This window comes from Cohnella baijiui, from assembly GCF_020731285.1.
Classification (GTDB): domain Bacteria; phylum Bacillota; class Bacilli; order Paenibacillales; family Paenibacillaceae; genus Cohnella.
In genome coordinates this window covers 53,335-76,857 of sequence record NZ_JAJFOW010000025.1, presented here as the reverse complement: position 1 = coordinate 76,857, position 23,523 = coordinate 53,335, and the positions used below count along the sequence as shown (strand labels likewise).

Here is a 23,523-nt window from a genome sequence, read left to right as displayed (position 1 = left end):
AAGGAGACGAAACGATGAAATGGTCGCTGTGTATCGGCGCATACGCCGGGAAAGACGAAATCTACCATTTGGAAAAAATCAAGGCGCACGGCTTCGACGGGCTCGAATATTACGCCTGGTGGAATCTCGAGGATCTGAAGCGGACGGCCAAGGAGCAGGAACGCATCGGCGTCGGCATCAGCGCGACGTGCACGAAGTTCATCAGCCTCGTGGACGAGTCGCTCCGGGACGCGTATCTTGAAGGCGTGCGCCAGACGATCGAAGCGTGCAAAATCTTGAACGTGCGCTCGGTCATCTCCCAGACAGGCAACGTACTGGACGGCGTCCCGCGCGAGACGCAGCGCCAAACGATGGTCGAGACGCTAAAGCGCTGCGCGCCGTTGTTCGAAGAGGCGGGCATCGTCCTCGAGGTGGAACCGTTAAACGGGCTGATCGATCACGCGGGTCACTTTTTGCAGCGCTCGGACGAGTCGGTGGACGTCGTCGATCAGGTCGGCAGCCCGAACGTGAAGCTCGTTTTCGACGTCTACCACCAGCAGATCACCGAGGGCAACGTCATCCGCAATGCAACGGGCTACCGCGACCGGATCAACCACTATCATATCGCCGACAACCCGGGGCGCAAGCAGCCGGGTACCGGAGAGCTGAACTACGTGAACATTCTCCGCGCGATCCGGGATACGGGCTTCGACGGTTACGTCGGCCTGGAATGCGGCTATACGATCGATACGGACGAGGCCATCGCGCAGTTCAAGGACGAGGTACTGGCCAAGCTGTAGCGCCGCCAGGTTCAAACCGCGTCCGGAGAGGTATATAGGAGGCATATAAAGGGGGTGACCCGCTGGCCGTGAAGGCTGCGGGTCACCCTTTGTCCGTCGACTGTGTGCGGACGTATCCGAATGAACGGTTTCCGTTTGCGGTACGCTAATTCTTCGATTGGCCTATCGCGCCGGGTGCCGCCTTCGAGGAGGTATTTCATGACCGTCATCCTATCGATCATCCTGCTGCAAATCACTTACGTCAGTCTCATGTCGATCCGATTCATCCTGACCGTCAAAGGCATCCGATACGTCGCGGCGCTAATCAGCGCACTCGAAATCGGGCTGTACGTCATCGGATTCAAGCTGGTGCTCGACAACCTGGACAATCCGGTCAACCTTGTGATCTACTGTCTCAGCTACGGCGCGGGCGTCCTGCTCGGGGTCAAGATCGAGGAGTGGCTGGCCATCGGCTATTTGATCGTACAGGTGATCACCAAGGAGGAGTCCGTCGGGTTGGCGGAGTACCTCCGGGAAAAAGGCTACGGCGTCACCCGGTGGGGCGGCGAAGGGAGAGTCGGCAGGCGCTGGGTGCACAGCGTCGTCCTCCCCCGCAAACGCCAGCAGCAGCTGTACCGGGACGTGCTGGCCGTCGATCCGAGCGCCTTTATCGTCAGCTACGAGCCGAAGCGGTTCCACGGCGGGTTCCTGGCGCGCCGGCTGTAGCCGCCGGCAGGCGAGTCACAGCGTAGGCATCCCCGATCTCGACTGGACGTATTGGCTCGGCGGTACGTTTTCCGACTGTTTGAACGCCTTGCTGAAGGCGTAAACGTTGGCGTAGCCGACCTTCTCCGCGATCGCGGTCATGGACAAGCGGCTGTACAGCAGCAGTTCTTTGGCACGCTCCATTCGGCAGCGCATCTGAAAGCGGTGCGGAGACACGCCGAAGCGCTGCTTGAACAGCCTTGAGAAATGATAGAGGCTGAGCGTCGCCTGCTTGGCCAGCTCGCTCAGCCGGATCTCCTCGGCGGCATGCTCCGCGATATACGCCGCGGCGCGGTCGAGGGCGAGGCGATGGCGGCGCAGCAGCGGGTCCCCGCGTTCCTCAAGCCCCTTCAGGATCGCGTATAGCATGCGCAGCACAAGCATCTTCCGCAGCAGCGGGGCGTCTTCGTCCGCCCGGTCGAAGGAACGGATGAGCCGGCGCAGATTGTCCAGCACCTCGCCGTGGTTGTCGATGCGGATGACGTCGGGGAGACCGAGCCGTTCGCCGAGCACGTCCGGGCGCGTCATGCGGCGTTCGGCCGCGCTGCAATCCGACCACGGCTTGAAGTTGATCGGAACGTCGGCAAAGTCGTCGGCGTACAAGGCGTCGAAATGCATATGCGGCATCCAGCATTCGCCGGACGAGCCCACAAACGCGTGCTCTTTCCCGGGCTTGAGCAAGACGATATCGCCCGGCCGGAGCGTATGGCGCTCGTCTTCGATCCGGACGGACAGCTCGCCACGCTCCAGGTAGAGCAGCTCGTAGTCGAAAATAATCCGCCGGCTTAGATGCATCTCGTCCTCGATCCGGTGATCCCACGCCCGGCGGACGTTCGGGGAGAGCTGCATCAAGATCCGGCTGCGGTCCTCCGCAAGAGTCGGGTGCATGGCGATACCTCCAAAATGAGCAAGATCGGACAAACGATCCCCAACCGCGGCAAAGTCGGAAGAAGATTCTCTCTGGTAACATGGACAGGGAAGGGGAACGGCGCAAGCCGTCGTTAAAGCGCTTACGATCATTATAGGCCGCAGGCGCGCCTGATCATAGCCCCGAATTACTTTATCGGAAATGGAGTGTCCACATGTACCCTTTTAACGGATTGGATATGGGACTCGGAAATCTCGCCCGCGTCTCCGGCGCGGTCACTCGCTCCATCAGCGCGGAGAACCCGAACGGCGCCAAAGGCGGCGGGGCTCAGGCGACGACCGGTACCGGCGCGTCTTGCGCGCGAGACCTCGGCATCGGTTGGAAGGTGTCGCCGTCGGTCGACGTGACGCCCGGCATGGTCTATACGATGGCGGAGATCGAAGGTCCCGGCGCCATCCAGCATATTTGGCTGACGTGTCATCCGAATCATTGGCGGACGTTTATTTTGCGCATGTACTGGGACGGCGAAGAGACGCCGTCCGTCGAAGTGCCGCTCGGAGATTTCTTTTGCAACGGCTGGCAGGAGCGCTGCAACGTCAATTCGTTCCCCATCGCGGTGAACCCCGCTGGCGGCATGAACAGCTACTGGCTCATGCCGTTCCGCAAGCGGGCCAAGATCACCGTCGAAAATACCGGCACGGAGGGGACGCACCTCTATTATCAGGTCGACTATACGCTGACCGAGGTCCCGGACGACATGGCTTACTTCCACGCCCAATGGCGCCGCAGCAATCCCGTGCCCTACAAAGACGTGCACACGCTGCTGGACGGCGTGTCGGGGCGGGGGCATTACGTCGGTACGTACCTCGCCTGGCAGGTCAACAACAACGGCTGGTGGGGCGAAGGGGAGATCAAGTTTTACCTGGACGGAGATCACGAATTTCCGACCATCTGCGGCACCGGGACGGAGGATTACTTCGGCGGCGCCTGGAACTTCGAGCAGCCCCAGGGGACGTACTGCAGCTATTCGACGGCGTTTCTCGGCTTGCCGCAAATCTTGAAGCCGGACGGCCTTTACCGGAGCCAGCAGCGCTTCGGCATGTACAGGTGGCATGTCATGGACCCGATCCGCTTTGAGCGGGACTTGCGCGTGACGATCCAGGACCTCGGCTGGCGGTCCGGCGGACGTTATCTTCCGCAGCAGAGCGACATCGCCTCGACGGCATACTGGTACCAGCTGGAGCCGCATGCGCCGTATCCCGTCCTGCCGGGCAACGACGAGCGGGAGGTCATTTAGCGCATCGGCGTCCGATCGAGATAAGCCGTCAGGCCTGCGCCTTGGTGCGCAGGACATCGCGGCCGCAACCTAGGCAGCCTGAGTCTTCGGGCTGCCTAAGCTCGTTCCGGCAAGGCTGCCCGGCCGATTTTCATTCACAAGACCTAACGATTTTGAACGGTTTCGCCTATTTTCGGGCCCGTTCGATTCGGATTATCGTTAAAGTGTTCGGAAAATCCTGCCAGAATGGAGGGAATTCGTGAAGGAACGCAAGAAGTGGGTGGACGTCGCCAGAGGACTCAGCATCATCCTGGTCGTTATGGGACACGCCGGCAACGAGACGATCAATCATTATTTGGGCTGGTTCCGCATGCCACTGTTTTTCCTCGTGAGCGGGCTCTTGTTCAAGGAGGTGCCTGCAGCCGTCTATCGGACCTGGGCCTGGCAGCGGATCAAGCACTTCATGATCCCCTACTTCGCCTATGGCATCTGTATCGCCTGCCTGGTCGCCGTCCGGCTAATGGATCCGATGTCCATTCCCCGCGACCTCCGGCTCCTGGTATACGGCGGGACGGTGCTCGGCGGATGGTACGGCGTATTCTGGTTCATCACCTGCCTGCTGCTGGTGCATCTGCTGATGGGGTTCCTGACGCGGTATCCGCTACGGACCCAAGCGGCCGTCGTAGCGCTCTGCTACGCCGCCGCGCACATCGTCAGCATGACCCCGATGGCGGGTTGGGACATCCCGTGGAACGCCGACGTCGCGCTGATGGCGATCGCGTTTTTCTTCGCGGGCTATGTCGGCAAGTCCGTCTTGCCCATCCTGCTCGCGGGACGGCAGGCGTTTGTGCCGGCGCTGGCGCTGTGGGCGGTCGCGGCCGGGCTCAACATCGCCGGTCGGTGGGACTTTCGCATCGACATGAAGTTGAAAGTGTACACGGTGCCGGTCGTCGATCTGCTGCTGCCGCTCGCCTGCGTGCTCGTCGTGCTTCAGCTTTGCTACTGGGCGGCGCGCTTGCGGACCACGGACGCGCTGGCATTTCTCGGTACGGTGACGATCGCGATCATGTATTTGCACATCCCCGTCAACATCCTGCTGACGTACGGCGTCGGACTCGACTACGGGACGCTCGTCTACACGGCGGTCGGCGTGCTCATCCCGCTTGGCGCGGCATGGCTCATGTCCAAGTCGCGGCTGCTGACCTCGATCTTCCTCGGCCGTCAAGGCTTCGGGCGGAAGCGGACGAAGCCGCCGGCACCCGCGCGGCCCACGACGGCCGCCTGACGGATCCGGCAGTATGCGGAACTTCCGAGGCGGCTGCCGCAGCCCCCGTCTTCCTTCCGGGAAGACGGGGTTTTTTTGCCTGTGCGCGTTCCCTCGAGCGCGCCATCCGACCGTCCGTTCGCGTATCAGGCGAAGGACATTGGGGAACATTGTCCCTGTGCCAACATTTTCCGACGGGGGGCGTACAAGATGATGTTCAGGTTGGGGAAGCTCCTGCTTCGGCTGTTGTCCGCGCCTCGAAGCCCGACGTCTTCCGGCGCGCCGCCCGCGAGGACCGACCAGCCGGAGCCGACGCTGGCCCATATCCTGAAGGAATTCGACAAATGCATGGACGTGTCGCACCGCCGCTTCGCGTCGCTCGGCATGGATGTCGTATATCTTTCCTACTTGGTCGGCAACGAAGAGCTGTACCGCGACATCATCCAACCGTTCTCCAAAGCGAGCGAACGGGAGGCCGCCGTCATCCTCGACAATCCGCCGTATGCGGAAGCCAAGGACGCCACCGCCTGCGTGGACGGCATCCTGGCAGGGAGAGCCGCGATCTTCTTTCGCGACAAAACCTATCTCGTGAAGATAGACACGTCTACCGGCCGGTCGATCGAGCAGTCGGAGTCGGAAACGGTCATCTCCGGTCCGCACGACGGCTTCGTCGAAAACATGGAGCAAAATTTGAGCGTCCTCCGCCGGCGCATCAAAAGCTCGCACCTGAAGACGATCGAGCTGCCTGTCGGCGAGATCTCCAGATCGAACGTTGTGCTCGTCTATCTGGAAGGCATCGCGAACGACGAGCTAGTGCAGATGCTCATCGAGCGCATTAGAAGCGTGGAGATCGACTCCATCATGGACGCGAGCATGTTCGTACAGCTGATCGACGAAAATCCGGACTCCGTGTTCCCGCAGTTTCTGACCACGGAGCGTCCCGATGCCGTTGCATCCAAAATCTTGGGCGGCCGCATCGCCGGCTTCGTCGACGGGAGTCCGTCCGTATTCTGCACGCCGACGTCGTTTTTCGACTTTTTCTCTTCCCCCGACGATTACTATCAGCGCTGGCTGCTCGGCACCTCGCTACGGGTCCTTCGCCTGTTCGGCTTTTTGATCACGATCTGCTTCACCGCTTTTTACGTATCGATCACGACGTTCCATTACGAGATGATTCCGCACACGATGCTCCTCAACTTGACCGAATCGCGCAGCCGCGTGCCGTTCCCGCCGCTCATCGAGGCGCTCCTCATGGAAGGGACGATCGAGCTGCTGCGCGAGGCGGGCGCCCGACTTCCGACCAAGATCGGCCAGACGATCGGCATCGTCGGCGGGATCGTCATCGGCCAGGCGGCGGTGCAGGCCGGCTTTACGAGCAATATCCTGATCATCGCCGTGGCTACCTCGGCGATCGCCTCGTTCGTCATCCCGAGCTACATCATGAGCGCGTCGCTCCGTCTCATCCGGTTCGGTCTCATCATTCTGGCGGGCATCCTGGGGAACCTCGGGCTCATCATGGGAATCGGCTTCGTCATGATCCATCTGGCCGGCATCACCAATCTGGGGACCTCCTATCTGACGCCGCTCGCCCCGTTCAACTTCGGCGACGTGCTGGACACGTTCGTCAGAGGTCCGTTCTGGGCGCTTCGCAAACGCCCGTCGATCGTGAAGACCAAGAACAAGGTTCGGACAAAAATGCGAAAATAGCGGTGGATCAGCGTGAAAGAAAAACTTAACCGATTCCATATCGGCATCTTCATCTACATGATCGAACTGGACGTAACCGTATTTTCCCTGCCCCGCCTCGTCGCCGAGAACTTCGGCACGAACGGCTGGCTGGGCTTGCTGGCGTTGTCTCTCGTCGCCTTTGCGAATATCGGTCTGATCCATTTCGTCTACCGCCTGGGCAAAGGCCGGTCGATCTTCCAGATCATCGAGACTGCCCTTCCCAAATGGTGCGCCTATCCGCTATATGTCCTCCTGGCGGGCTTTTGGCTGTCGGTCGGCGCCTTCATCGGCAAAGATTTTATTTTGATCTTTCAGATGCTGGCGTTCCAGTCGACGGACAGCATGCTTATTTTTTTCATGTACTGTCTGATGGCGTATTTTCTGCTGATCAAAGACCTGTACAGCATCATGAAAGCCGTCACCTTGTTTTTCATCTTGACGACGGCGCTGAACGGGCTGTTCCCCTTCTTCTTCCAGGAATGGAAGCTCATTCGGCTCACGACCTCCTTTTTCCAAGACGCGCAGCCGGGCGGGCATTCGCTCTATGGCATGGCGGAAATGTACACCGTCTTCGTCGGTTACGAGCTTTGCATGCTCATGTTCCCGTATGTGAACGAGAAGAGCAAACTGTTCCAGGGCGTTTACTTCGGCCAGCTCTTTACCGTCTTTCTGCAACAGCTGTTCGTGTGGGTGTCGTTCGGCTTTTTCAGCTTTCCGGAGCTGAAAGTGTTGTCGTATCCGCTGATCCATACGCTCGAGTATGTAGAATTTCCTTTCATCAATCGAATGGAAAACCTCATCTTCCCGTTTTTTCTGTTCTCGAACCTTCTCTCGACCGTATTCTTTTCCTTTGCCAGCATGCTCTGCCTCCGACGCATATTCCCGCAGGCTCGCCCGAAGCTGATCGAGTTCTTTTTGATCCTGGGGGTGTTCCTCTTGGGATACATCCCAAAAATTCTCCGCCAATCCGAGCTGCTCGTGCGCCATTCGTACTTTATCGAAATAGGGATCGCCATCGTCCTGCCGCTCCTGCTGCTGCTTTTCATCAAAGTCGGCCAATGGCGTCAAAAGGAGGTGAAAGTATGAGAGCCTTCCGTTGGATGTTGGTCCTGCTCCTCTTGACGGGTTGTTCGGATCAGCGCATTCTCGAGAAAGTCGGCTTTATCCGGACGATTGCTTACGATCTGGCGGGCAGGGACGGTGCCAAACTGCTGAAGGTCACCATCAGCATCCCGAAAACGAAGCAGGAGGAGAGCATCGTGTATTCGGCTGTCGCGCGCACGAGCAAGCAGGCGCGGGCGATCTTCGACCGCCAGAACAACCGAAGATTGGTGAACGGGCAGCTGCGTCAGATCGTCTTCGGCGAGGCATTGGCCCGAGACGGCATTTGGAGCCACCTGGATGCGATCATGCGGGATCCGTCAGTCGGCATTCACTCGCACGTGGTGGTCGCGGAGGGCGATACGGAAAGAATGATGACCAAAAAGTACGAACAAGGCGGTACGGCCGGGGAGTACATCGACGATCTGCTGCGGGCCGAGTCGGCTTCGCGGGACATTCCCCATACGAATCTGCACTCGTTTATCCGCGACTACTACGACGACGGCATCGAACCGGTGGCGACGATCCTGAAGGAGCTGCCGAACAGCCTGATGGTCGACGGTCTGGCGCTGTTCCGTAAGGATCGCTACGTCGGACGTATTCAGGGCGTGGACAAAATGTATTTCGGCATCCTGAGGGACAGCGTTCATATGGGGGATCTGAACATGGAAGGCGTCAAGATGGGGGAGGAATCCGTTCCGATCTCGATGTCCTACATCCGCAGCCATCGGAAGATCCGGTTCAGTTCGCCGAAGGGTCTGACCCAAGGCAAACGCCTTAAGGTCGATATCGAGATCAAGCTCCGGGGGTCCATGCTGGAATACTACGGACAAGAGCCTTTGGACAGCGTGGCCAATCAGCGGAAGCTGGAGGCCGGCATGTCGAAATATGTCGCGAAAAAGTGCCAATCGCTCATCGGCATCATGCAGCGAAGCAAGACGGACTCGATCGGTCTCGGGCAGCATGTGCGGAACGCGATGCATTACCGGGATTGGAAGAAGCTGGACTGGAACGAGACGTTCGCCGCGGCGGACATAACGGTCCGGGCCAGCGTGAAGATCAAGGACATCGGGAAGCTGATCCGGTCCTGACCCGTTGCGTCTCTCCGTCCCGTGTTGCAAATGCCGCCGACTTCAGGCAAGCTAGGGATAGCTAACGGGAGAGGAGCGGTCGCCGCATGGCCAAAGACAGCAAGATGAGATTCACGAATCGCGTGGAGACGTACGTAAAGTACAGACCCAGCTATCCGAAGGATGCGATCGACTACCTGTACGATACCGCCTTGCTGCGGGCGGCGGAGGAGATCGCCGATATCGGCGCCGGGACGGGCATCTTTACCCGCTTGCTGCTGGAACGGGGGAGCCGCGTGACGGCGCTGGAGCCGAATCGGGCGATGCGGGAGGCGGCAGAGCAGGCTTCCGCGGACGAGCCGGGTTTCCGGTCGCTGCCGGGCGCCGCGGAAGCGACGGGGCTGCCGGACGGTTCGGTCGACGCGATCGTCTGCGCCCAGTCGTTTCATTGGTTCGATCGGGAGGCGGCGAAGGCGGAGTTTCGCCGGATTCTGAAGCCCGGCGGTCGCGTCGCCCTCGTCTGGAACACGCGGAAGACGGAGGGATCGGCGTTTCTCGAGGGCTATGACCGGCTCGTGCACGCGTACAGTCCCGACTACAAGGACGTCGGCCACAAAAACATTTCCCGGGAAACGCTCCAGTCGTTTTTCGCGCCGGGATGGCCGATCGAGGTTTCGTTCCCGTATGCGCAGCTCTTCGACTTCGAAGGGCTAAGCGGTCGGCTGCAGTCCTCGTCTTATATCCCCGTGCCCGGCGATGCCGGCTTCGAGCCGATGATGGCGGAATTGCGCAGCCTCTTCGACCGCTGTCAGGTAGACGGGCGCGTCTCCTTCGATTACGAGACGGAAATATACTGGGGAGAAGTATAGCAAGGGGCGCGTTTCCCATCGGCAATCTCCGGGTATTTCGATATCTTGCGTTTCGACTCCGAAAAGCGTACGGAAGACGGATCGTCGAGGTATACTGGAGACAAGGAGGCGAGCGCGGTGAACGACGAAACGAAGGAATGGCCCGTGACGGACGAGAGGTGGCAAGCGATCGTCGGCAACGATGCGGCGAGCGACGGCGTCTTTTGGTACGCGGTGAAAACGACAGGGATCTTTTGCAGGCCGTCCTGCAAGTCCAAGCCGCCGAACCGGGCAAACGTCCGGGTGTTCTCCGGACCGGAACGGGCGCTCGCCGAGGGCTTCCGTCCGTGCAAGCGGTGCAAGCCGACGGGCGGCCGTCTGCCCGACGACGAATGGGTATCCCAGATCTTGCGATATATCGACCTGCACTATGCGGAGACGATCACGCTCGAGTCGATCGCCGACGCCTGCCACGGCAGTCCGTATCATCTGCATCGGACGTTCAAGCGGGTTCGGGGCGAGACGCCGCTGGCTTACGTGCAGCGCAAGCGGATCGAGCAGGCGATCGGGGATTTGCTCGGGACGGACCGGACCGTCGCGGAGATCGCGGCGCGGGCCGGCATCCCGAACGCGCCGTACTTCGTCACCCTGTTCAAATCCAAAACCGGATGGACGCCCTCCCGCTACCGGGAGCTCCATCGGCCATCCCTTTCCCCCGGAGGTGCCGTAAAATGAAACATCGGGACGATCAAGCGACTCCCCTTTATTGGTCATTATTCGAGCAAGGCGAATGGAAGCTGCATCTGGCTGCCGCGACGTCGGGACTCGTCTATGTCGGGTCGCCGGACGCGCCGTTCGAGGAGATGGCGCGGACGGTAGGCAAGCGGTTCCCGCGCGCGGTCTGGACGCGCGACGACGAGCGGCTCCGCCCGTATGCCGCGGAGCTTGCCGCTTATTTCGGCGGAACTTCCCACGACTTCGCGCTGCCGCACGACCTGGGCGGCACGCCGTTCCAGCGCGCGGTATGGGAGGCGCTGTGCGGCGTGCCCTATGGCGAGACGCTCTCCTATTCGGACATCGCGGCACGCATCGGCCGACCGGCGTCGGTGCGCGCGGTCGGGACCGCGATCGGCGCGAATCCGGTGCTGATCGCCGTGCCTTGCCACCGGATCGTCGGCAAGGGCGGCGCCCTCACCGGCTACCGCGGCGGGCTCGCGATGAAGACGCGGCTGCTGGATCTTGAGCGCCGGGCTGCCCGGTAGATCCGGGCCGAGCGGCGATGCAAGGGTCCATTGAACGGAGCAAACAAAAAGGCCGTCCCCAAGTCGTCTTCAAGACGCGAGGGACGGTCTTTTCTTGCGCGGCAAGGGAGCGAATGTGATAGTATGAGGGCAGCTATGAATTGTTCATTGGAAGGAAATGCGAAAAGAAAATCGCCTATTTTGAAAAGAAAAGTACTTGAGCCATACGTTTGATGAACGGGTTTGAATTTCAGGGAGGCGAATCGAGAAATGAAATGGAAATGTGCCATCCTCGACGATTACCAAGACGTGGCTCTGCGAATGGCCGATTGGTCCGTTCTCTCGGACCGCGTGGAAGTGACGGCTTTCCAAACGCATGTGGAAGGGGAGGAGGCGGTTGCCGCCGCGCTCCGCGATTATGACATCGTCGTCGCCATGCGGGAGCGGACGCCGTTCCCGGCGAGCCTGCTCGATCGGCTGGACCGGCTGAAACTGCTCGTCACCTCGGGCATGCGCAACGCCTCGATCGACCTCGCCGCAGCCGCGCGCCGCGGGATCGTCGTTTGCGGCACGGGCAGCTCTTCCGAGCCTCCGGCGGAGATGGCCTGGGCGCTCATCCTCGGGCTGGCGCGGGGGCTCGCGACGGAGCAGCGCGCGATGCGCGAAGGCGGACCGTGGCAGACGACGATGGGCGCCGATCTGTACGGCAGCACGCTCGGCCTGCTCGGCCTCGGCAAGATCGGCGGCCGAATGGCGCGGATCGCCGCCGCCTTCGGCATGAAGGTCGTCGCCTGGAGCCAAAACCTGACGGCGAACAAGGCGGAAGCCGCCGGCGCCCGGCTGGCGGCCTCCAAGGAAGAGCTGCTCGCCGAGAGCGACTTCGTGTCCATCCATCTCGTGCTGAGCGAGCGGACGCGGGGTCTGGTCGGGGCGGCGGAGCTGGCGCAGATGCGTCCGTCCGCGTATCTCGTCAATACGTCGCGAGCGCCGATCGTCGACCGGGACGCGCTCATCGGGGCGCTGCGCGCGGGACGGATCGCCGGCGCCGGGCTCGACGTGTTCGAGCAAGAGCCGCTCCCGGCGGACGATCCGCTGCGGTCGCTGCCGAACGTGCTGGCGACGCCGCACCTCGGCTACGTGACGCGCGGCAACTACGGGATCTACTTCCGGGAAGCCGTGGAGGACATCGCGGCCTTCCTCGACGGGACGCCGATCCGGCAGTTGTCCTCCTAGCCGCCGGTTTCGGGGAGCAGTCGCCGCCATTGCCGGATCGTGTCGAAATGAAAGGGAAAAGGCGTTTGCGCGTCGAATCTGTTTCCCTAGAATCCTACTAGAAACGGCCGGTGAATGCGCAGCATGCCCCCCAAACCCAAGATCCGACGGGTCGCGGCGATCTCCCTCGTGCTGGCGTTCCTCGCCGTCTTGGCGCTGCCTGCGCTCACGGGAAGCGGAACCAAGGTCACGATCCGCGTCCCGGTCTCCGGGACGATACAGACAGGAGGTCCGATATGATCCATATCGCCGCCGTGGATGACGAATGGCCCGCGCTGAAGCGGGTGGGCAAGCTGCTCGAAACGATGGAAGGCGTTCAGGTGAGCGGACTATTCGGCAGTGCCAGAGAAATGCTGGAGCACGCGCTGACGAAGGCGGACGCTCTCGATCTTGTCCTGCTCGACGTCGAAATGCCGGGGATGCAGGGGCTGGAGCTGGCGCGCCGTCTGCGCGCCGTCCGGCCGGAGATTCAGGTCGTGTTCATCACGGCGTACGCGGAGTTCGCGCGCGACGCCTTCGAAGTGGAGGCGATGGACTATTTGCTTAAGCCGGTCACGGCCGAAGACCTGGAGAAGACGCTCGCGCGGTATGCCCGGCGATTCGGCCGCGAGACGTCGATGCCGGATCGCGAGCCGTCCGAGCCCGGCTTGTCGGTCCGCAGCTTCGGTCCGTTCGACGTCGTTTCGCCGCTGGGCTCCTCCGTCCGCTTTCGCAACTCCAAAAGCCGGGAGCTGCTCGCCTATTTGCACCATCACCGGGGCAGGACGATCGGCAAATCGCAAATTCTTGAGGACCTCTGGCACGGAGGCGACATCGAACGAACCCAAGCCACGCTGCATTCGACAGTCTATCAGCTGCGAAAGGATCTGGAAGCCTGCGGAATCGATTATGCGATCGAGCAGGCCCGGACGGCCGGGGGCAGCTACAGCTTGCGCTGGACCGTGACCCGTGACGACGTGACTGCTTTTCGGACGGAATACGAAATCTTTCAACGGACGTCCTCGCTGACGAACGTCATCCGGGCGATCCAGCTCTACGGGGACGGATACCTGGCCGGGAGCGGGTACGCTTGGGCGGCGCCGCGCCAGGCGGAGCTGGAGCTGATCTTCATCGAACTGCTCGAAGCGATGGCGAACGCCTACGTCCGTCAACAGCGCTACGAGATCGCGCTGAATCCGCTGCAAAAGTGGGCGGAGCTTCTACCGCTAAGCGGACGGCTCCACGCAAAGATGATCGCGCTGCTGCTGCTGACGGGCAAGGAGAAGGACGCGAGAGCCTATCACGAGCTGGCGCTTGAGCTGGCGGATCGGCCGGAGGAGAGCGAGCTGCTGGATTTCGATCGGCTAGCAGCGCATCCGGCTTCATGGTTTTGAGCGGCAGGGATGCTGAAAGGGGTTATAGCTGACGGGAAGCGCTTTCTTTTCAGTTTGCATGCAGACGCGATTTCTATAATCGGTTTATACGCGCCGACAAGGAGGATCTTTTTTGAAGTCGTATCTCATTCTCACCCAACTGTTTTACGCGATTTGCCTGATTCCGTGGCTCCTCGTGGGGGTCCTCTCCTTCATGAGCTTCGATCAAGGCTTCAGCGCAGGCAACGTCGCGTTCGTCGTCGGCATCTGGATGTATCCGGTCGCGGCGATCGCCAGCGCGATGCTGTCCTGGATGTTCCGCAAACGCCGACCGAAGCTGGCGGTAGGCCTCAACCTCATCCCGCTGATCTGGGTGCTCGGTCTGGGCATACCGCTCGCATTTCTAAATTTTTCTTAAAGACGGGTTAAGGCTGTCTTTCGAAAATGCAGACAGGGCAAGGAACCGTTCCCCAAGGGGGACGGTTCTTTCCTGTTGGTAGAAAAAAGAAGAGGAAATTATTTCCTTTACATTCGAATTTGTTGGACCTAAAGTAAGGGATAGCATTTTAGGTCTTCGTAACCATTTTAGATATTTCGTAGGAGGCACTAGGATGGGTTTTTTCGATAAGTTAAAGGATGGAGCCGCGAAAGCTGCGGAAATGGCGAAAGATTCTGTCGAAATCGCCAGGCTGAATACCCAGATTTCGGCGAAGCGAAAGGAATTGGAGCGCGGCTACCTGAAGATCGGCGAAGCGGTATTCCAAGCTTATCAGGCGCAACAGCCATCCGACGCCGAAAGCGTGGTTCAGGAACAAAGCGGACTGATCGTCAACTGCCAATACGAGATCGCGCAGTTGGAACTTAAGATACAAGCGATTAAAAATGAGAAGCGGTGTTCCTGCGGACAGGTCATCCCGATGGATTCCAAGTTCTGCTCCGCCTGCGGACAAAAGTTCGACCCCGTGCCGCCGCAGGCAGATGCCATGGGCGACGTGCCTCCTCCGCCGGCACCGGCGGATCCGACGTACTGTTCGGTCTGTCGCGCGGAAGTGTTAGGGACGGATCGCTTTTGCGAAAGCTGCGGAAATGAATTGACAAAAGAGGCTGCTGGGCTGTCTTAGGAGTAGCGGGAGGAAATCACGGTGTCGCCGAAATGCTGAAGCAGGAACTCAAAGAGAGCAAGTTCAAAATCAAGGATCACAAAATTCTCGAAGTAACCAAGGAAGGCGACCGCGCGACCGTGGCTTACATGGTCAAGATCAGCCGGAACGGCGAAGTGGAAACCAACGACGATTCTTTTGATCTCGTCAAAGTCCACGGGAAATGGTACATCGAAGGAAATCCATTCGACCTGTAAAAGAGAGGGTAACAGGGAGCTTCTCTACAGCCTGAGGGAGTCCTAGACTCCCTCTTCGGCGCTCTACCCGTCATTTAAGCAAAAGAGGGAGTCCATGACTCCCTCTTCGATGCTTCACTCGCCATTTCAGCCATTTTTGCCGCGTCCAATGAAGAGGATAGGGCATGCGCAATTTGTTTTTTTCGTGTTGGCTAATCCGCTTTACTTGGGCATCGTTCTGTAAGTGTTGTACCACTCTACGGCGATTCCCGCATAGCCCGGATGATCCTTGTAGTATTTATCGATCAGCTTGAATTGATCTTCCATGTACTTCAATCCTTCATCGTAATACGTGATGAAAGGAGGGAGTCCCGTTCCTTCCGGGGTCGTCGTTTCGGCGCCGACATATGCCTTTTTCCCCACGGATGCGGCATAATCGACGTCATGCTGGGAAACCTCGATTTGCGCGGCGGCGCTGTCCCGGTAGGACATGATGGCAACCGAATCGACGATGTCCAAGATGTGGTGATCGAGCGGTTTCTCTAAGCCGTCATAAGTTAGACTGATCGGGGAGGGCTCGGCTGTCGCGTACCAGAAAGGGATCGCCACCTCGAAAATCATGCCTTTGTCCGTGTGGACCAACTCTTCGCATTGTTTCAGGACATCAAGGAATTGCGAGCCGTAGCTTTGTACGTTATCGAAAAAGTCCGGCATGCCAAACGGTTCGATATCGTGCTGGAAGCCGTCGAACTTGGTTTTGGGGTGCGTTTTGTTAAAGTCCAGCACGTTCTGGACCGCTTGCAGCGCGAATGAATGGTTGGACTCGAGTGCCCAGTCAGCATCCCCGTCTAGCCCATAGACTCGAATCTTGTTTTTATGGGCGGCTCGGATCAGGGCTTCGAATGGTTCGGGATAGGTCGTCACGAGACTTCCCGTGTAGACGACGAGCAAGTTGATATGATGCTGTTTGGAAAAATGAATGAGGTCGTTTCTGTTCTGCTCGGTCGACACGGAGGAATCGAAGTCCCACACCCACATGGCACGGTTAACCCCATCTTTGTTTTCTCCGGAAAGACTCCCTTCCTGCGCATAAACCGTACCTGCAAAAGCTACCATGGAGATCAACGTCAGCACCAACAGCAATTTTCTCATTTTGGCTGTTCCTCCTTTGAAATTCATGATTCGACTGCTCCGAAACCGTCCCCATTTCCTCCTTCCATATGTAAGCGCTTTACCAAAGATGCATTTAAAGCATACAATGGATGAATTCAAAAATAAATACTAAAATTTAATTTTTATTCAATAAGTTGAATCAAGGATGGGATGAATTATATAATGAATGATATTCCCGAGAAAAGGATGTGATGGGCGGATGTCGTTCAAGTATCTTTCCGTGATTTCCCATATGCTGTCGAGGCTGATGGAAGAGCAGGGGGAAACCATGAATAACGTAGTATCTCTTTTAGAAAATCGTTTTCGCGGCGGAGGGGTTCTGCATGTGTTCGGAGCCGGACATGCGGGGATTGTGACCGAAGAATTGTTCTACCGGGCAGGCGGGTGGATTCCGGTAAACCCCGTTTTCGCCGACGGCATGATGTTGAATACCCGGCCGATCACGAAAACCACGGCTCTAGAACGGCTTCACGGCTATGCGGAGATCGTGATGGAAGGCGTTCCCGTTCAACACGGCGATGTCCTGCTGGTCCATTCCGTTTCGGGAAGAAACGCCCTGCCGATCGAAATCGCACGATGGGCCAAGTCGAAGGGGATCCCGGTCATCGCTTTAACCTCGACTGTCTATTCTTCCGCTCAGAGCTCTCGGCACTGCAGCGGCCGACGGCTTTTTGAGCTTGCGGATTACGTGCTGGACAATATGGCCGAGGTAGGGGATGCGGCGATTCCGCTGCCGAAGTCTGGGCTCAGAACAGGCCCGACATCATCTGTGATCGGCATCGCGATTTTACATGCCATTCTTTCCGAAGTGGCGGAACGAATGGAGAATGCAGGCTTGCGGGCGCCGCTTTTCGTCAGCGCCAATATCGATGGCGGCGAGGAAGCAAACCGGTTGGCGATGGAGCCGTACAAGGGAAGGCTGAGCTACTTGTCATAGGAGAGTGAACGGCAGCCGCATTCTTGACTTTTGCAACTTATTGAATAAATATGATAGGAACAGAGTGAAAATATTGAACTCTATTAAACTGCTGTGATGAGGAGTATTGTCGATGGCTAAAGGCAGAACAACAATGAAGGACATAGCGCAAGCGTTGGGGGTGACTCCCTCCACGGTTTCTTTGGCTATGAAGGACGATCCCCGAATCAGTCAGGAGACGAAACAGCGGGTGATGTCCATGGCGCGAAGCATGAATTTCCGGCTGAATCCGCATATGGTGAATCTGAACCAAAAAAGCCATACGATAGGCATCAGCATCTACGGCTTCGATTTCGCGAATCATCCTTTTATCGGCGGCATGATCGGCGGCATTCAAGCGGAAGCCGGCAAACATGGATTTTCCGTGATGCTTTGCAACAACAACATTGAACGGATCGGCAACAGCAACAAGTCGTTTTTCGTTAATCTGGCCGAGGAAGGAAGAATCGACGGCCTGATTATCCATCGAGGGCATGCGGAAGACATTCGCAAGGTCACCCATTTAGGCATCCCCGTCGTGCTTCTGAATACTCATCATGAGACGCTTCCCGATATTCCGGTCGTGCATGTGGATTTCGAGCATGCCATCTATACGGCGACCGAGCACCTCATTGAGTCGCTCGGCCACAGCAAAATCGGATTTATCGGTTCCAGCCTGTACGACCAAGTAGGGCGCAAAGGCTTGGAAGGCTATAAAGCGGCGTTGGAGAAATACGGACTGCCGTACGACGAATCGAATATCAGGTTTGCCGAATATGACGACCCGGAGCAGGAGTACAAAATCGCTTACGATCTGTTGTCATCGGAAGACAGGCCAACGGCAGTCGTGACGATCGACGATTACTTCGCGATGTACACGATCAACGCGGCATACGATCTGGGATTATCCGTTCCGGAAGAACTCAGCGTCACGGGCGTCTATGATTTTCCGACATCCGCCATGTTGTCCAAGCCGCTCTCCACGATTCGGATTCCGCTCGACGAATTGGGCATGAAAGCATTCCATCTGTTGAACCAGCAGCTTCAGGAAAACGAGATCGCTCAAAAACAGTATTGGATCAGAGGAGATCTGATCACTCGCAAAACGACCCGTTTCGCGAAGCCCTAACATCAAAAACTTGTCTCGTTCGGGGGCAAGTTTATTTTTTGTTTTCTAATTCAAAAAAGTGAATTTAAATTGAATTTTTATATTTACAATCAATTTAATTTCCTTTAACATTACTATCGTAAGAAAAACGCTTACATCGCATATTTGAAGGGGGAAAAGGCTGTGAAAAAACCGTTTTTTTCATTAATAGCCATCGTACTGATCCTCGGCTTGATCTTGGCCGGATGCGGCAGCAAGAACGATGCGGGCGCAGCTTCGGAATCCGGGACGCCGCCTGCAGCGAAGGGTACGGAAAGCAGTGATTCGGCCGACCAAGAACCGGTCACGCTGAAGGTTGCCTTTTTCCAAGGAGGATACGGCGATGTCTGGTTCAAGTACTTGAAAGAGCAGTTCGAAGCTTCCCATAAAAACGTAACCGTAGAGCTGGAAGGCAGCCCGAAAATGGGCGAAATCATCGTTCCCCGCATCGAGGGAAATACGAACGTACCGGACGTCGTGTTCCTGAACGGACTCGATCAAATGAAGAAGTGGGGCCCTTCGGGCAAACTGGTCGATATCTCGGATCTATACGCCACGGCGATGCCGGATGGCAAAACGATTCAAGACACCGCGACGGAAACGGCCTTGCACTCCCAGCAATGGCTGGGCAAGCGTTACAGCGTACCATGGTCCCAATCGCCGCTCGGCATCGTTTATAACGTCGATATTTTCGAAAAGAACGGCTGGACTTATCCGACGACGTGGGAAGAGATGGAGAAGCTGGCGAATGAAATGAAGGCCAAAGGAATCGCGCCGTTTACATATCCGGGCATATACGCCGGTTACCTTAGCGCGCTCGTCTTCCCGGCATATACCCAATTCGGCGGCGACGAATTCGTAAACAAACTCACGAACCCGCAGGAAAGCGATATCCCTGATCTGTACAAAGATCCGGCCTTCCTGAAGACTTATACGCAATTGGAAAGCCTGTTTAAAAACGGCTGGATCATGAAAGGCACGCAAGCGCTGGATCATACCGCATCCCAGATGGAATTCCTGAACGGCAAAGCAGCGATGATCTTTAACGGAGCGTGGATGGAAAACGAGATGAAAGACTCGATTCCGGAAGGCTTCCGGATGAGAATCATGCCGATTCCGCCAACGGCCGATGCCAAAGTAAAGGAAATGATGTCGGTTGCGGATTCCAGGGATTGGGGCGGCATCCCGTCCGCATCCAAGCATATCGAAGTCGCGAAACAATTTCTGCTGCTGGCGTCAACGGAGGAGTCGAACCGCAAATTCACCGAATTGACCGGCGCGCCCCGCGCCTTCAAGTATGCGATCGACGGGATGAACCTGAGCGACTTTACGAAAAGCGCGATCGAAATGTTGAGCAAATACAAAACCGTTTCCTATATTTACGAACCGCAAGCGATCGGCGATGGCCCTAGCGGCGTCGACTTCTACGCGGCGATCGCATCCGGGGACATGACTCCGCAGCAAGTCATCGACAAGAACGTCGGCGCGGCGCCGGATAAGTGGAAGGAGCAACAAAAAACGATTAATAGCAAATAAGGAATTTTGGATCATGGGGATCAGGGCGGAAGGTCTGAATGCGGTCGGATTCAGACCTTCTTGGTTCCATCCGGAAAGGAGACCGGCATGAGCGAAGGCGGAAAGTCCGGCTTCAGGAACAAAAGCAAAGTACAACGCAATATCTTCATCGTCGTTATGCTGGCTTGGCCGTTATTGTATTTCGCCGTGTTCGGCATCTATCTGCAGATCCAAACCGTCTTGTTTTCCTTCCAGCGCTGGAACTATGTGTCGGGGAAGCAGGTTTGGGTGGGCTTGGACAATTACAGGCAGGCCATGAAAGAGCTGATCGGCGGTTCTTACTGGAGAACGGGCATGACGAACGCGCTCCTCTTCATTCCGGTAAATTACGTGCTCATCACCTTGTCCATTCTCGTAGCCGTTATTTTAAGCCGGAAATTTCCTTTCGCAAGCTTTTACCGGATCGTATATTTCTTCCCTACCATCTTGTCGATCGTTGTGCTGACCATGGTTTATCAATTCAGTCTGCACCCCACGAACGGGATCGTGAACGGCCTTCTCGGTTTTCTCGGCCTGGAGGATTGGCAGCGCTCCTGGCTGGGTGAACGCCAGACCGCGTTCCCCGCCGTCATTGTCTACTGCCTGTGGGCGGGCATCGGCTTCTATAACGTCATGTTCACCGGGGCGCTGCAACGGATTCCGATCGAGTATTACGAAGTCGGGAAATTGGAAGGCATCACGTTCTGGAAGGAACTGTTTTCTGTGGTCCTTCCGGCCATCTGGCCGACGATATCCACCTTCATCATTCTCGGCACCAGCGGCGCTTTCCTGGTCTACCTTCAACCGCTGCTGCTGACAAACGGAGGTCCGAATCACTCCTCTACGACCGCGGCTCTCGAAATGTTCCAAGCCGTGCTCGGTGCCGGGAATTACGGAATGGCCGCGACCTTCGGCATCATTTTCGCGGTGATCGGTTCCCTGGTGACCTTCCTCGTCAAACGAGCGGTGGACAGGGTGGATACGGCGGACTACTAAGAGGGAGGCGGAAAGCGTGGAACTCGTTCGGCGGACGTACGCGGTTAGACGGCACTCGGCATGGAAGTGGGTACTGCAGCTTCTCTTTTTGGGCTACGCCCTGTCCCTGATTTATCCGTTTGTCTGGATGTTCATCAATTCTCTTAAAAACAACCGCGCATTCTACAAAAGCGTATGGGCGCTTCCGAATACGTGGGAGTGGTCGAACTATGCAAACGCCTGGCAGGAAGCGCATATCGGACAATATTTTCTGAACAGCGTCTGGATGACCGCGGTGGGCACCTTTACGACGGTCATGTCCGCGGCTTTGCCGGCATACGTGATGGCGAAATATAAATTCAGAGGATCGACGTTCATCTACAATCTGTCGATCTTCAGCATGTTGATTCCGGCGATCGGCACGCTCGGGCCTTGGTATCTGCTCATGAGAAATCTGGGCTTGTTCAACGAGTGGGGCGTCATGCTCGGCTACACGGCGGGAATCGGATTCAACATGATTGTCCTGATGTCCTTCTTTAAGGGAATCAGCTGGGAATATGCGGAGGCGGCTTTCATCGACGGCGCAGGGCATTTCCGCGTGTTTTTCTCCGTCATGCTTCCGCTCGCCAGACCCGGTCTGGTGGCCATCGCCACGGTCACGATGATCGCGATATGGAACGACTACTTGAATCCGTACATTCTCATACAGGATCCCAAGAGATATACGATCGGAGTCGGATTGTTCTATCTCGTGGAGAAGCAGAAGTACGCTTCCGACTTCACCACGCTTTTCGCGGCGATGTGGATTGCGCTGCTGCCGGTGCTGATCGTTTACGCCTTCATGCAGGAAAAGCTGATCAACGGTTTTACCGTAGGCGGAATAAAAGGGTAAGGAAGTGTGCGTATGCTGGCCGAACGGCTGCTTCAATTTTACAAGGAACATATCGATAAGCTCGGTGCGTCCGAATTGCCCCATATCGAGCGGTTTGCTGAAGCCGTCGCGGACCGGATCGCGAAAGGCGGCGCCCTGTATTTGTACGACAGGGGACATCTGCTCAGTCAGGAGTTGTTCCACCGGGCCGGGGGGCTCGCCTTGATCCGCCCGCTGGAGCTGCCCGAAAAGGGAACGGATATCGGCCGGGCGGAAAACGCGGTGAAAGAATCCGGCCTGCGTTCAGGCGACGTGCTGATCATCGGTTCGGTGTCGGGCAAGAATGCATTCGTCGTGGAACTGGCCATTCAGGCGAAGAAAATCGGCGTAACGGTCGCTGCGTTAACTTCATTGCCATTCTCGGCGCTAGTGGAATCGGAACATCCGGGAGGGCAGCGGCTTTTCGAAGCGGCGGATTACGTTTTGGATATACATGCCGCGGCCGGAGACGCCATTCTGGAAGTGCCGGGGCTCGAAGAGAAAATGGCCCCGATATCGGGCATATCGGCTGCCGTGATCGGCTGGTGCTTGAAAGTCCAGATTGCCGATCATCTATTGAAACGGGGCATAAAACCCACAGTATATATAAGCGTCAATCTGCCGGGAGGATCCGAACGATTTGATACCGCAAACCAGCGGGTGCGAGAATTGGGCTATTAAACACAGCATGCTGGACAAGGTTGGAGGGAACGAACTTGGCAGCCATACGACAATACATTCTGAGCATCGAAAGCGGCGGATCGAAAACGATCAGCGTCATTCTGAACGAGGATGCCGAGCTTTTGGGGTTCGGCATCGGGGGCTCGGCCAACGAGGTGTTCGCCGGACACGATATCGCCGTCCAATCCGTCGTGGAATCGATCCAAGCCGCACTGGGCGACGCTTCCGTCCATCCGGGGCAAATTACCGCGGTCGCGGCTTCCGTGCTCATGTCGCGCGATCTGTTGAACAGGGCCATTTCAGCTGCAGACATTTCAGCGGAGGTACATTCTTACGAAGAAAAGGAGACGTCGCTTGCCGCCGCGTTCTGCAGCGATCATGGCGTGCTCGCCTCCAGCGGCACCGGGTCTTTCATTTATGGACGCTCCATACACGGGAAAACCATGGTGCTGGGCGGTTTCGGATCGATCCTCGGAGATGAGGGGAGCGGTTATGAAATCGGCCTGCAGGGACTGAAAAGCGTCATCTATTCGTTGGACGGCCGAGGCAACCCGACCAGCCTGGTAGAGGAAATCTGCGTGAAGTGGGGAATTGACCAAAGGGACAGGACCAAGCTTCAGACGGCTTGGGAGCTGGCGGAGAAGGTTCACGATCTGTATCCCTACCGGCACCGAGGCTTGCTTGCGAGGCTCAGCCTGTCCGTCGCCAAGAGCGCGAAGGAAGGCGACGGCATCTCGCGACAAATCATCCGGAATGCCGGCGGCGTCATGGCGGAGCTGACCGCGGCGTTTCTGAAGCAATTCGAAGTCGGGATACGTCCCGTTCCGATCAGTTACTCGGGAGGCAGCTGGAATATCGGCGAGCTGATGCTGGAGCCTTTCCGGCAGAGGCTTGCGCAATTGGCCAACGTCCCTTACGTCATCGTGCCGCAAAAACTGCAGCCGGTGTTCGGCCCTTTTTTGCTATGGAATAAACAGCGGGGCATCCCGTGGAACGACATGCTGATTCGCCGGTTGAAGAAACACGATAAAACCATCATCGCGCAATACGGCAAATACCTGTACGCCCATCAAGAGACCGGACGTAAAACGATCCAATCCTAATGGAGATCACCGGACGCCATGCGAAAGCTCCCAATCGCCCCTCTGGATGCAGAAGAGGTTGCGTTAGGGAGCTCTATTCGTTTCTATCGTTTGTTTGATTTAAGAGGCCTTTAACTTCCTTACTTCAAATAGATGCAATCGCTTGT

Annotated in this window: 25 protein-coding genes; 23 read left to right on the top strand and 2 right to left on the bottom strand. The window is 57.5% G+C overall.

Annotation, left to right across the window (positions count from 1 at the left end; translation table 11 throughout):
- Positions 1-14: 14 nt before the first annotated feature.
- Both LKX83_RS20555 and LKX83_RS20550 read left to right on the top strand, forming a co-directional pair.
- On the top strand, positions 15-779 hold the full coding sequence (locus LKX83_RS20555) for a hydroxypyruvate isomerase family protein (RefSeq protein ID WP_227884392.1): 765 nt from the start codon (positions 15-17) through the stop codon (positions 777-779).
- A 198-nt stretch (positions 780-977) separates the two neighbouring features.
- A complete protein-coding gene (locus tag LKX83_RS20550) occupies positions 978-1,484 on the top strand; it encodes a DUF2179 domain-containing protein (protein ID WP_227884391.1) in 507 nt (168 codons plus the stop codon).
- 15 nt (positions 1,485-1,499) lie between these two features.
- On the opposite strand, the gene LKX83_RS20545 is transcribed toward LKX83_RS20550, so the two are convergent.
- Positions 1,500-2,411, bottom strand: a complete 912-nt coding sequence (locus tag LKX83_RS20545; protein WP_227884389.1) for a helix-turn-helix transcriptional regulator — start codon at positions 2,409-2,411, stop codon at positions 1,500-1,502.
- A gap of 194 nt (positions 2,412-2,605) precedes the next feature.
- Between LKX83_RS20545 and LKX83_RS20540 the strand changes: the two genes are divergently transcribed.
- The 14 genes from LKX83_RS20540 to LKX83_RS20475 all read left to right on the top strand — a co-directional run bounded on the left by LKX83_RS20540 (position 2,606) and on the right by LKX83_RS20475 (position 14,900).
- On the top strand, positions 2,606-3,688 hold the full coding sequence (locus LKX83_RS20540) for a glycoside hydrolase family 172 protein (protein ID WP_227884387.1): 1,083 nt from the start codon (positions 2,606-2,608) through the stop codon (positions 3,686-3,688).
- A gap of 238 nt (positions 3,689-3,926) precedes the next feature.
- Positions 3,927-4,952: an acyltransferase family protein gene (locus LKX83_RS20535; protein WP_227884385.1), complete on the top strand. Its 1,026-nt coding sequence runs from the start codon at positions 3,927-3,929 to the stop codon at positions 4,950-4,952.
- Positions 4,953-5,141: 189 nt separating this feature from the next.
- A complete protein-coding gene (locus tag LKX83_RS20530) occupies positions 5,142-6,638 on the top strand; it encodes a spore germination protein (RefSeq protein ID WP_227884382.1) in 1,497 nt (498 codons plus the stop codon).
- A gap of 12 nt (positions 6,639-6,650) precedes the next feature.
- Positions 6,651-7,745, top strand: a complete 1,095-nt coding sequence (locus LKX83_RS20525) for a GerAB/ArcD/ProY family transporter (protein ID WP_227884380.1) — start codon at positions 6,651-6,653, stop codon at positions 7,743-7,745.
- Positions 7,742-8,851 carry a Ger(x)C family spore germination protein gene (locus LKX83_RS20520; RefSeq protein WP_227884378.1) on the top strand — a complete coding sequence of 370 codons (1,110 nt, stop codon included), beginning with the start codon at positions 7,742-7,744 and terminating at the stop codon, positions 8,849-8,851. The genes LKX83_RS20525 and LKX83_RS20520 overlap by 4 nt, the downstream gene beginning before the upstream one ends.
- 86 nt (positions 8,852-8,937) lie before the next feature.
- On the top strand, positions 8,938-9,699 hold the full coding sequence (locus tag LKX83_RS20515; protein WP_227884377.1) for a class I SAM-dependent methyltransferase: 762 nt from the start codon (positions 8,938-8,940) through the stop codon (positions 9,697-9,699).
- Between the two features lie 117 nt (positions 9,700-9,816).
- Positions 9,817-10,413 carry a bifunctional transcriptional activator/DNA repair enzyme AdaA gene (locus tag LKX83_RS20510; RefSeq protein ID WP_227884375.1) on the top strand — a complete coding sequence of 199 codons (597 nt, stop codon included), beginning with the start codon at positions 9,817-9,819 and terminating at the stop codon, positions 10,411-10,413.
- The gene (locus LKX83_RS20505) at positions 10,410-10,940 is read left to right on the top strand and encodes a methylated-DNA--[protein]-cysteine S-methyltransferase (RefSeq protein ID WP_227884373.1); all 531 of its coding nucleotides are present in this window, start codon (positions 10,410-10,412) and stop codon (positions 10,938-10,940) included. The genes LKX83_RS20510 and LKX83_RS20505 overlap by 4 nt, the downstream gene beginning before the upstream one ends.
- 249 nt (positions 10,941-11,189) lie before the next feature.
- Complete coding sequence (locus LKX83_RS20500) at positions 11,190-12,152, top strand: D-2-hydroxyacid dehydrogenase family protein (RefSeq protein WP_227884369.1); 963 nt, start codon at positions 11,190-11,192, stop codon at positions 12,150-12,152.
- A gap of 123 nt (positions 12,153-12,275) precedes the next feature.
- Positions 12,276-12,431: a hypothetical protein gene (locus LKX83_RS20495; RefSeq protein ID WP_227884366.1), complete on the top strand. Its 156-nt coding sequence runs from the start codon at positions 12,276-12,278 to the stop codon at positions 12,429-12,431.
- Positions 12,428-13,564 (top strand): response regulator, encoded by a 1,137-nt coding sequence (locus tag LKX83_RS20490; RefSeq protein ID WP_227884364.1) that lies wholly within the window; start codon positions 12,428-12,430, stop codon positions 13,562-13,564. The genes LKX83_RS20495 and LKX83_RS20490 overlap by 4 nt, the downstream gene beginning before the upstream one ends.
- 112 nt (positions 13,565-13,676) lie before the next feature.
- Positions 13,677-13,961 (top strand): hypothetical protein, encoded by a 285-nt coding sequence (locus LKX83_RS20485; RefSeq protein WP_227884362.1) that lies wholly within the window; start codon positions 13,677-13,679, stop codon positions 13,959-13,961.
- A 193-nt stretch (positions 13,962-14,154) separates the two neighbouring features.
- Positions 14,155-14,664, top strand: a complete 510-nt coding sequence (locus LKX83_RS20480) for a zinc ribbon domain-containing protein (RefSeq protein WP_227884360.1) — start codon at positions 14,155-14,157, stop codon at positions 14,662-14,664.
- Positions 14,665-14,696: 32 nt separating this feature from the next.
- Positions 14,697-14,900 carry a nuclear transport factor 2 family protein gene (locus tag LKX83_RS20475; protein WP_227884359.1) on the top strand — a complete coding sequence of 68 codons (204 nt, stop codon included), beginning with the start codon at positions 14,697-14,699 and terminating at the stop codon, positions 14,898-14,900.
- Positions 14,901-15,101: 201 nt separating this feature from the next.
- Here LKX83_RS20475 and LKX83_RS20470 read toward each other — a convergent pair whose 3' ends face one another.
- Entirely contained in the window at positions 15,102-16,031 is a 930-nt protein-coding gene (locus LKX83_RS20470) for a TraB/GumN family protein (RefSeq protein ID WP_227884357.1), read from the bottom strand.
- A 220-nt stretch (positions 16,032-16,251) separates the two neighbouring features.
- Here LKX83_RS20470 and LKX83_RS20465 point away from each other — a divergent pair, with 220 nt between their 5' ends.
- The 7 genes from LKX83_RS20465 (at position 16,252) to LKX83_RS20435 (ending at position 23,377) form a co-directional block, all read left to right on the top strand.
- On the top strand, positions 16,252-16,989 hold the full coding sequence (locus LKX83_RS20465; RefSeq protein ID WP_227884355.1) for an SIS domain-containing protein: 738 nt from the start codon (positions 16,252-16,254) through the stop codon (positions 16,987-16,989).
- A 112-nt stretch (positions 16,990-17,101) separates the two neighbouring features.
- Entirely contained in the window at positions 17,102-18,136 is a 1,035-nt protein-coding gene (locus LKX83_RS20460) for a LacI family DNA-binding transcriptional regulator (RefSeq protein WP_227884353.1), read from the top strand.
- A gap of 162 nt (positions 18,137-18,298) precedes the next feature.
- Positions 18,299-19,690 (top strand): extracellular solute-binding protein, encoded by a 1,392-nt coding sequence (locus LKX83_RS20455; protein WP_227884352.1) that lies wholly within the window; start codon positions 18,299-18,301, stop codon positions 19,688-19,690.
- 87 nt (positions 19,691-19,777) lie between these two features.
- Positions 19,778-20,704: a carbohydrate ABC transporter permease gene (locus LKX83_RS20450; RefSeq protein WP_227884351.1), complete on the top strand. Its 927-nt coding sequence runs from the start codon at positions 19,778-19,780 to the stop codon at positions 20,702-20,704.
- A gap of 16 nt (positions 20,705-20,720) precedes the next feature.
- On the top strand, positions 20,721-21,575 hold the full coding sequence (locus tag LKX83_RS34450) for a carbohydrate ABC transporter permease (protein WP_227884350.1): 855 nt from the start codon (positions 20,721-20,723) through the stop codon (positions 21,573-21,575).
- A 12-nt stretch (positions 21,576-21,587) separates the two neighbouring features.
- A complete protein-coding gene (locus LKX83_RS20440; protein ID WP_227884348.1) occupies positions 21,588-22,274 on the top strand; it encodes a sugar isomerase domain-containing protein in 687 nt (228 codons plus the stop codon).
- 35 nt (positions 22,275-22,309) lie between these two features.
- A complete protein-coding gene (locus tag LKX83_RS20435) occupies positions 22,310-23,377 on the top strand; it encodes an N-acetylglucosamine kinase (RefSeq protein WP_227884346.1) in 1,068 nt (355 codons plus the stop codon).
- The last annotated feature ends 146 nt before the right edge of the window (positions 23,378-23,523 follow it).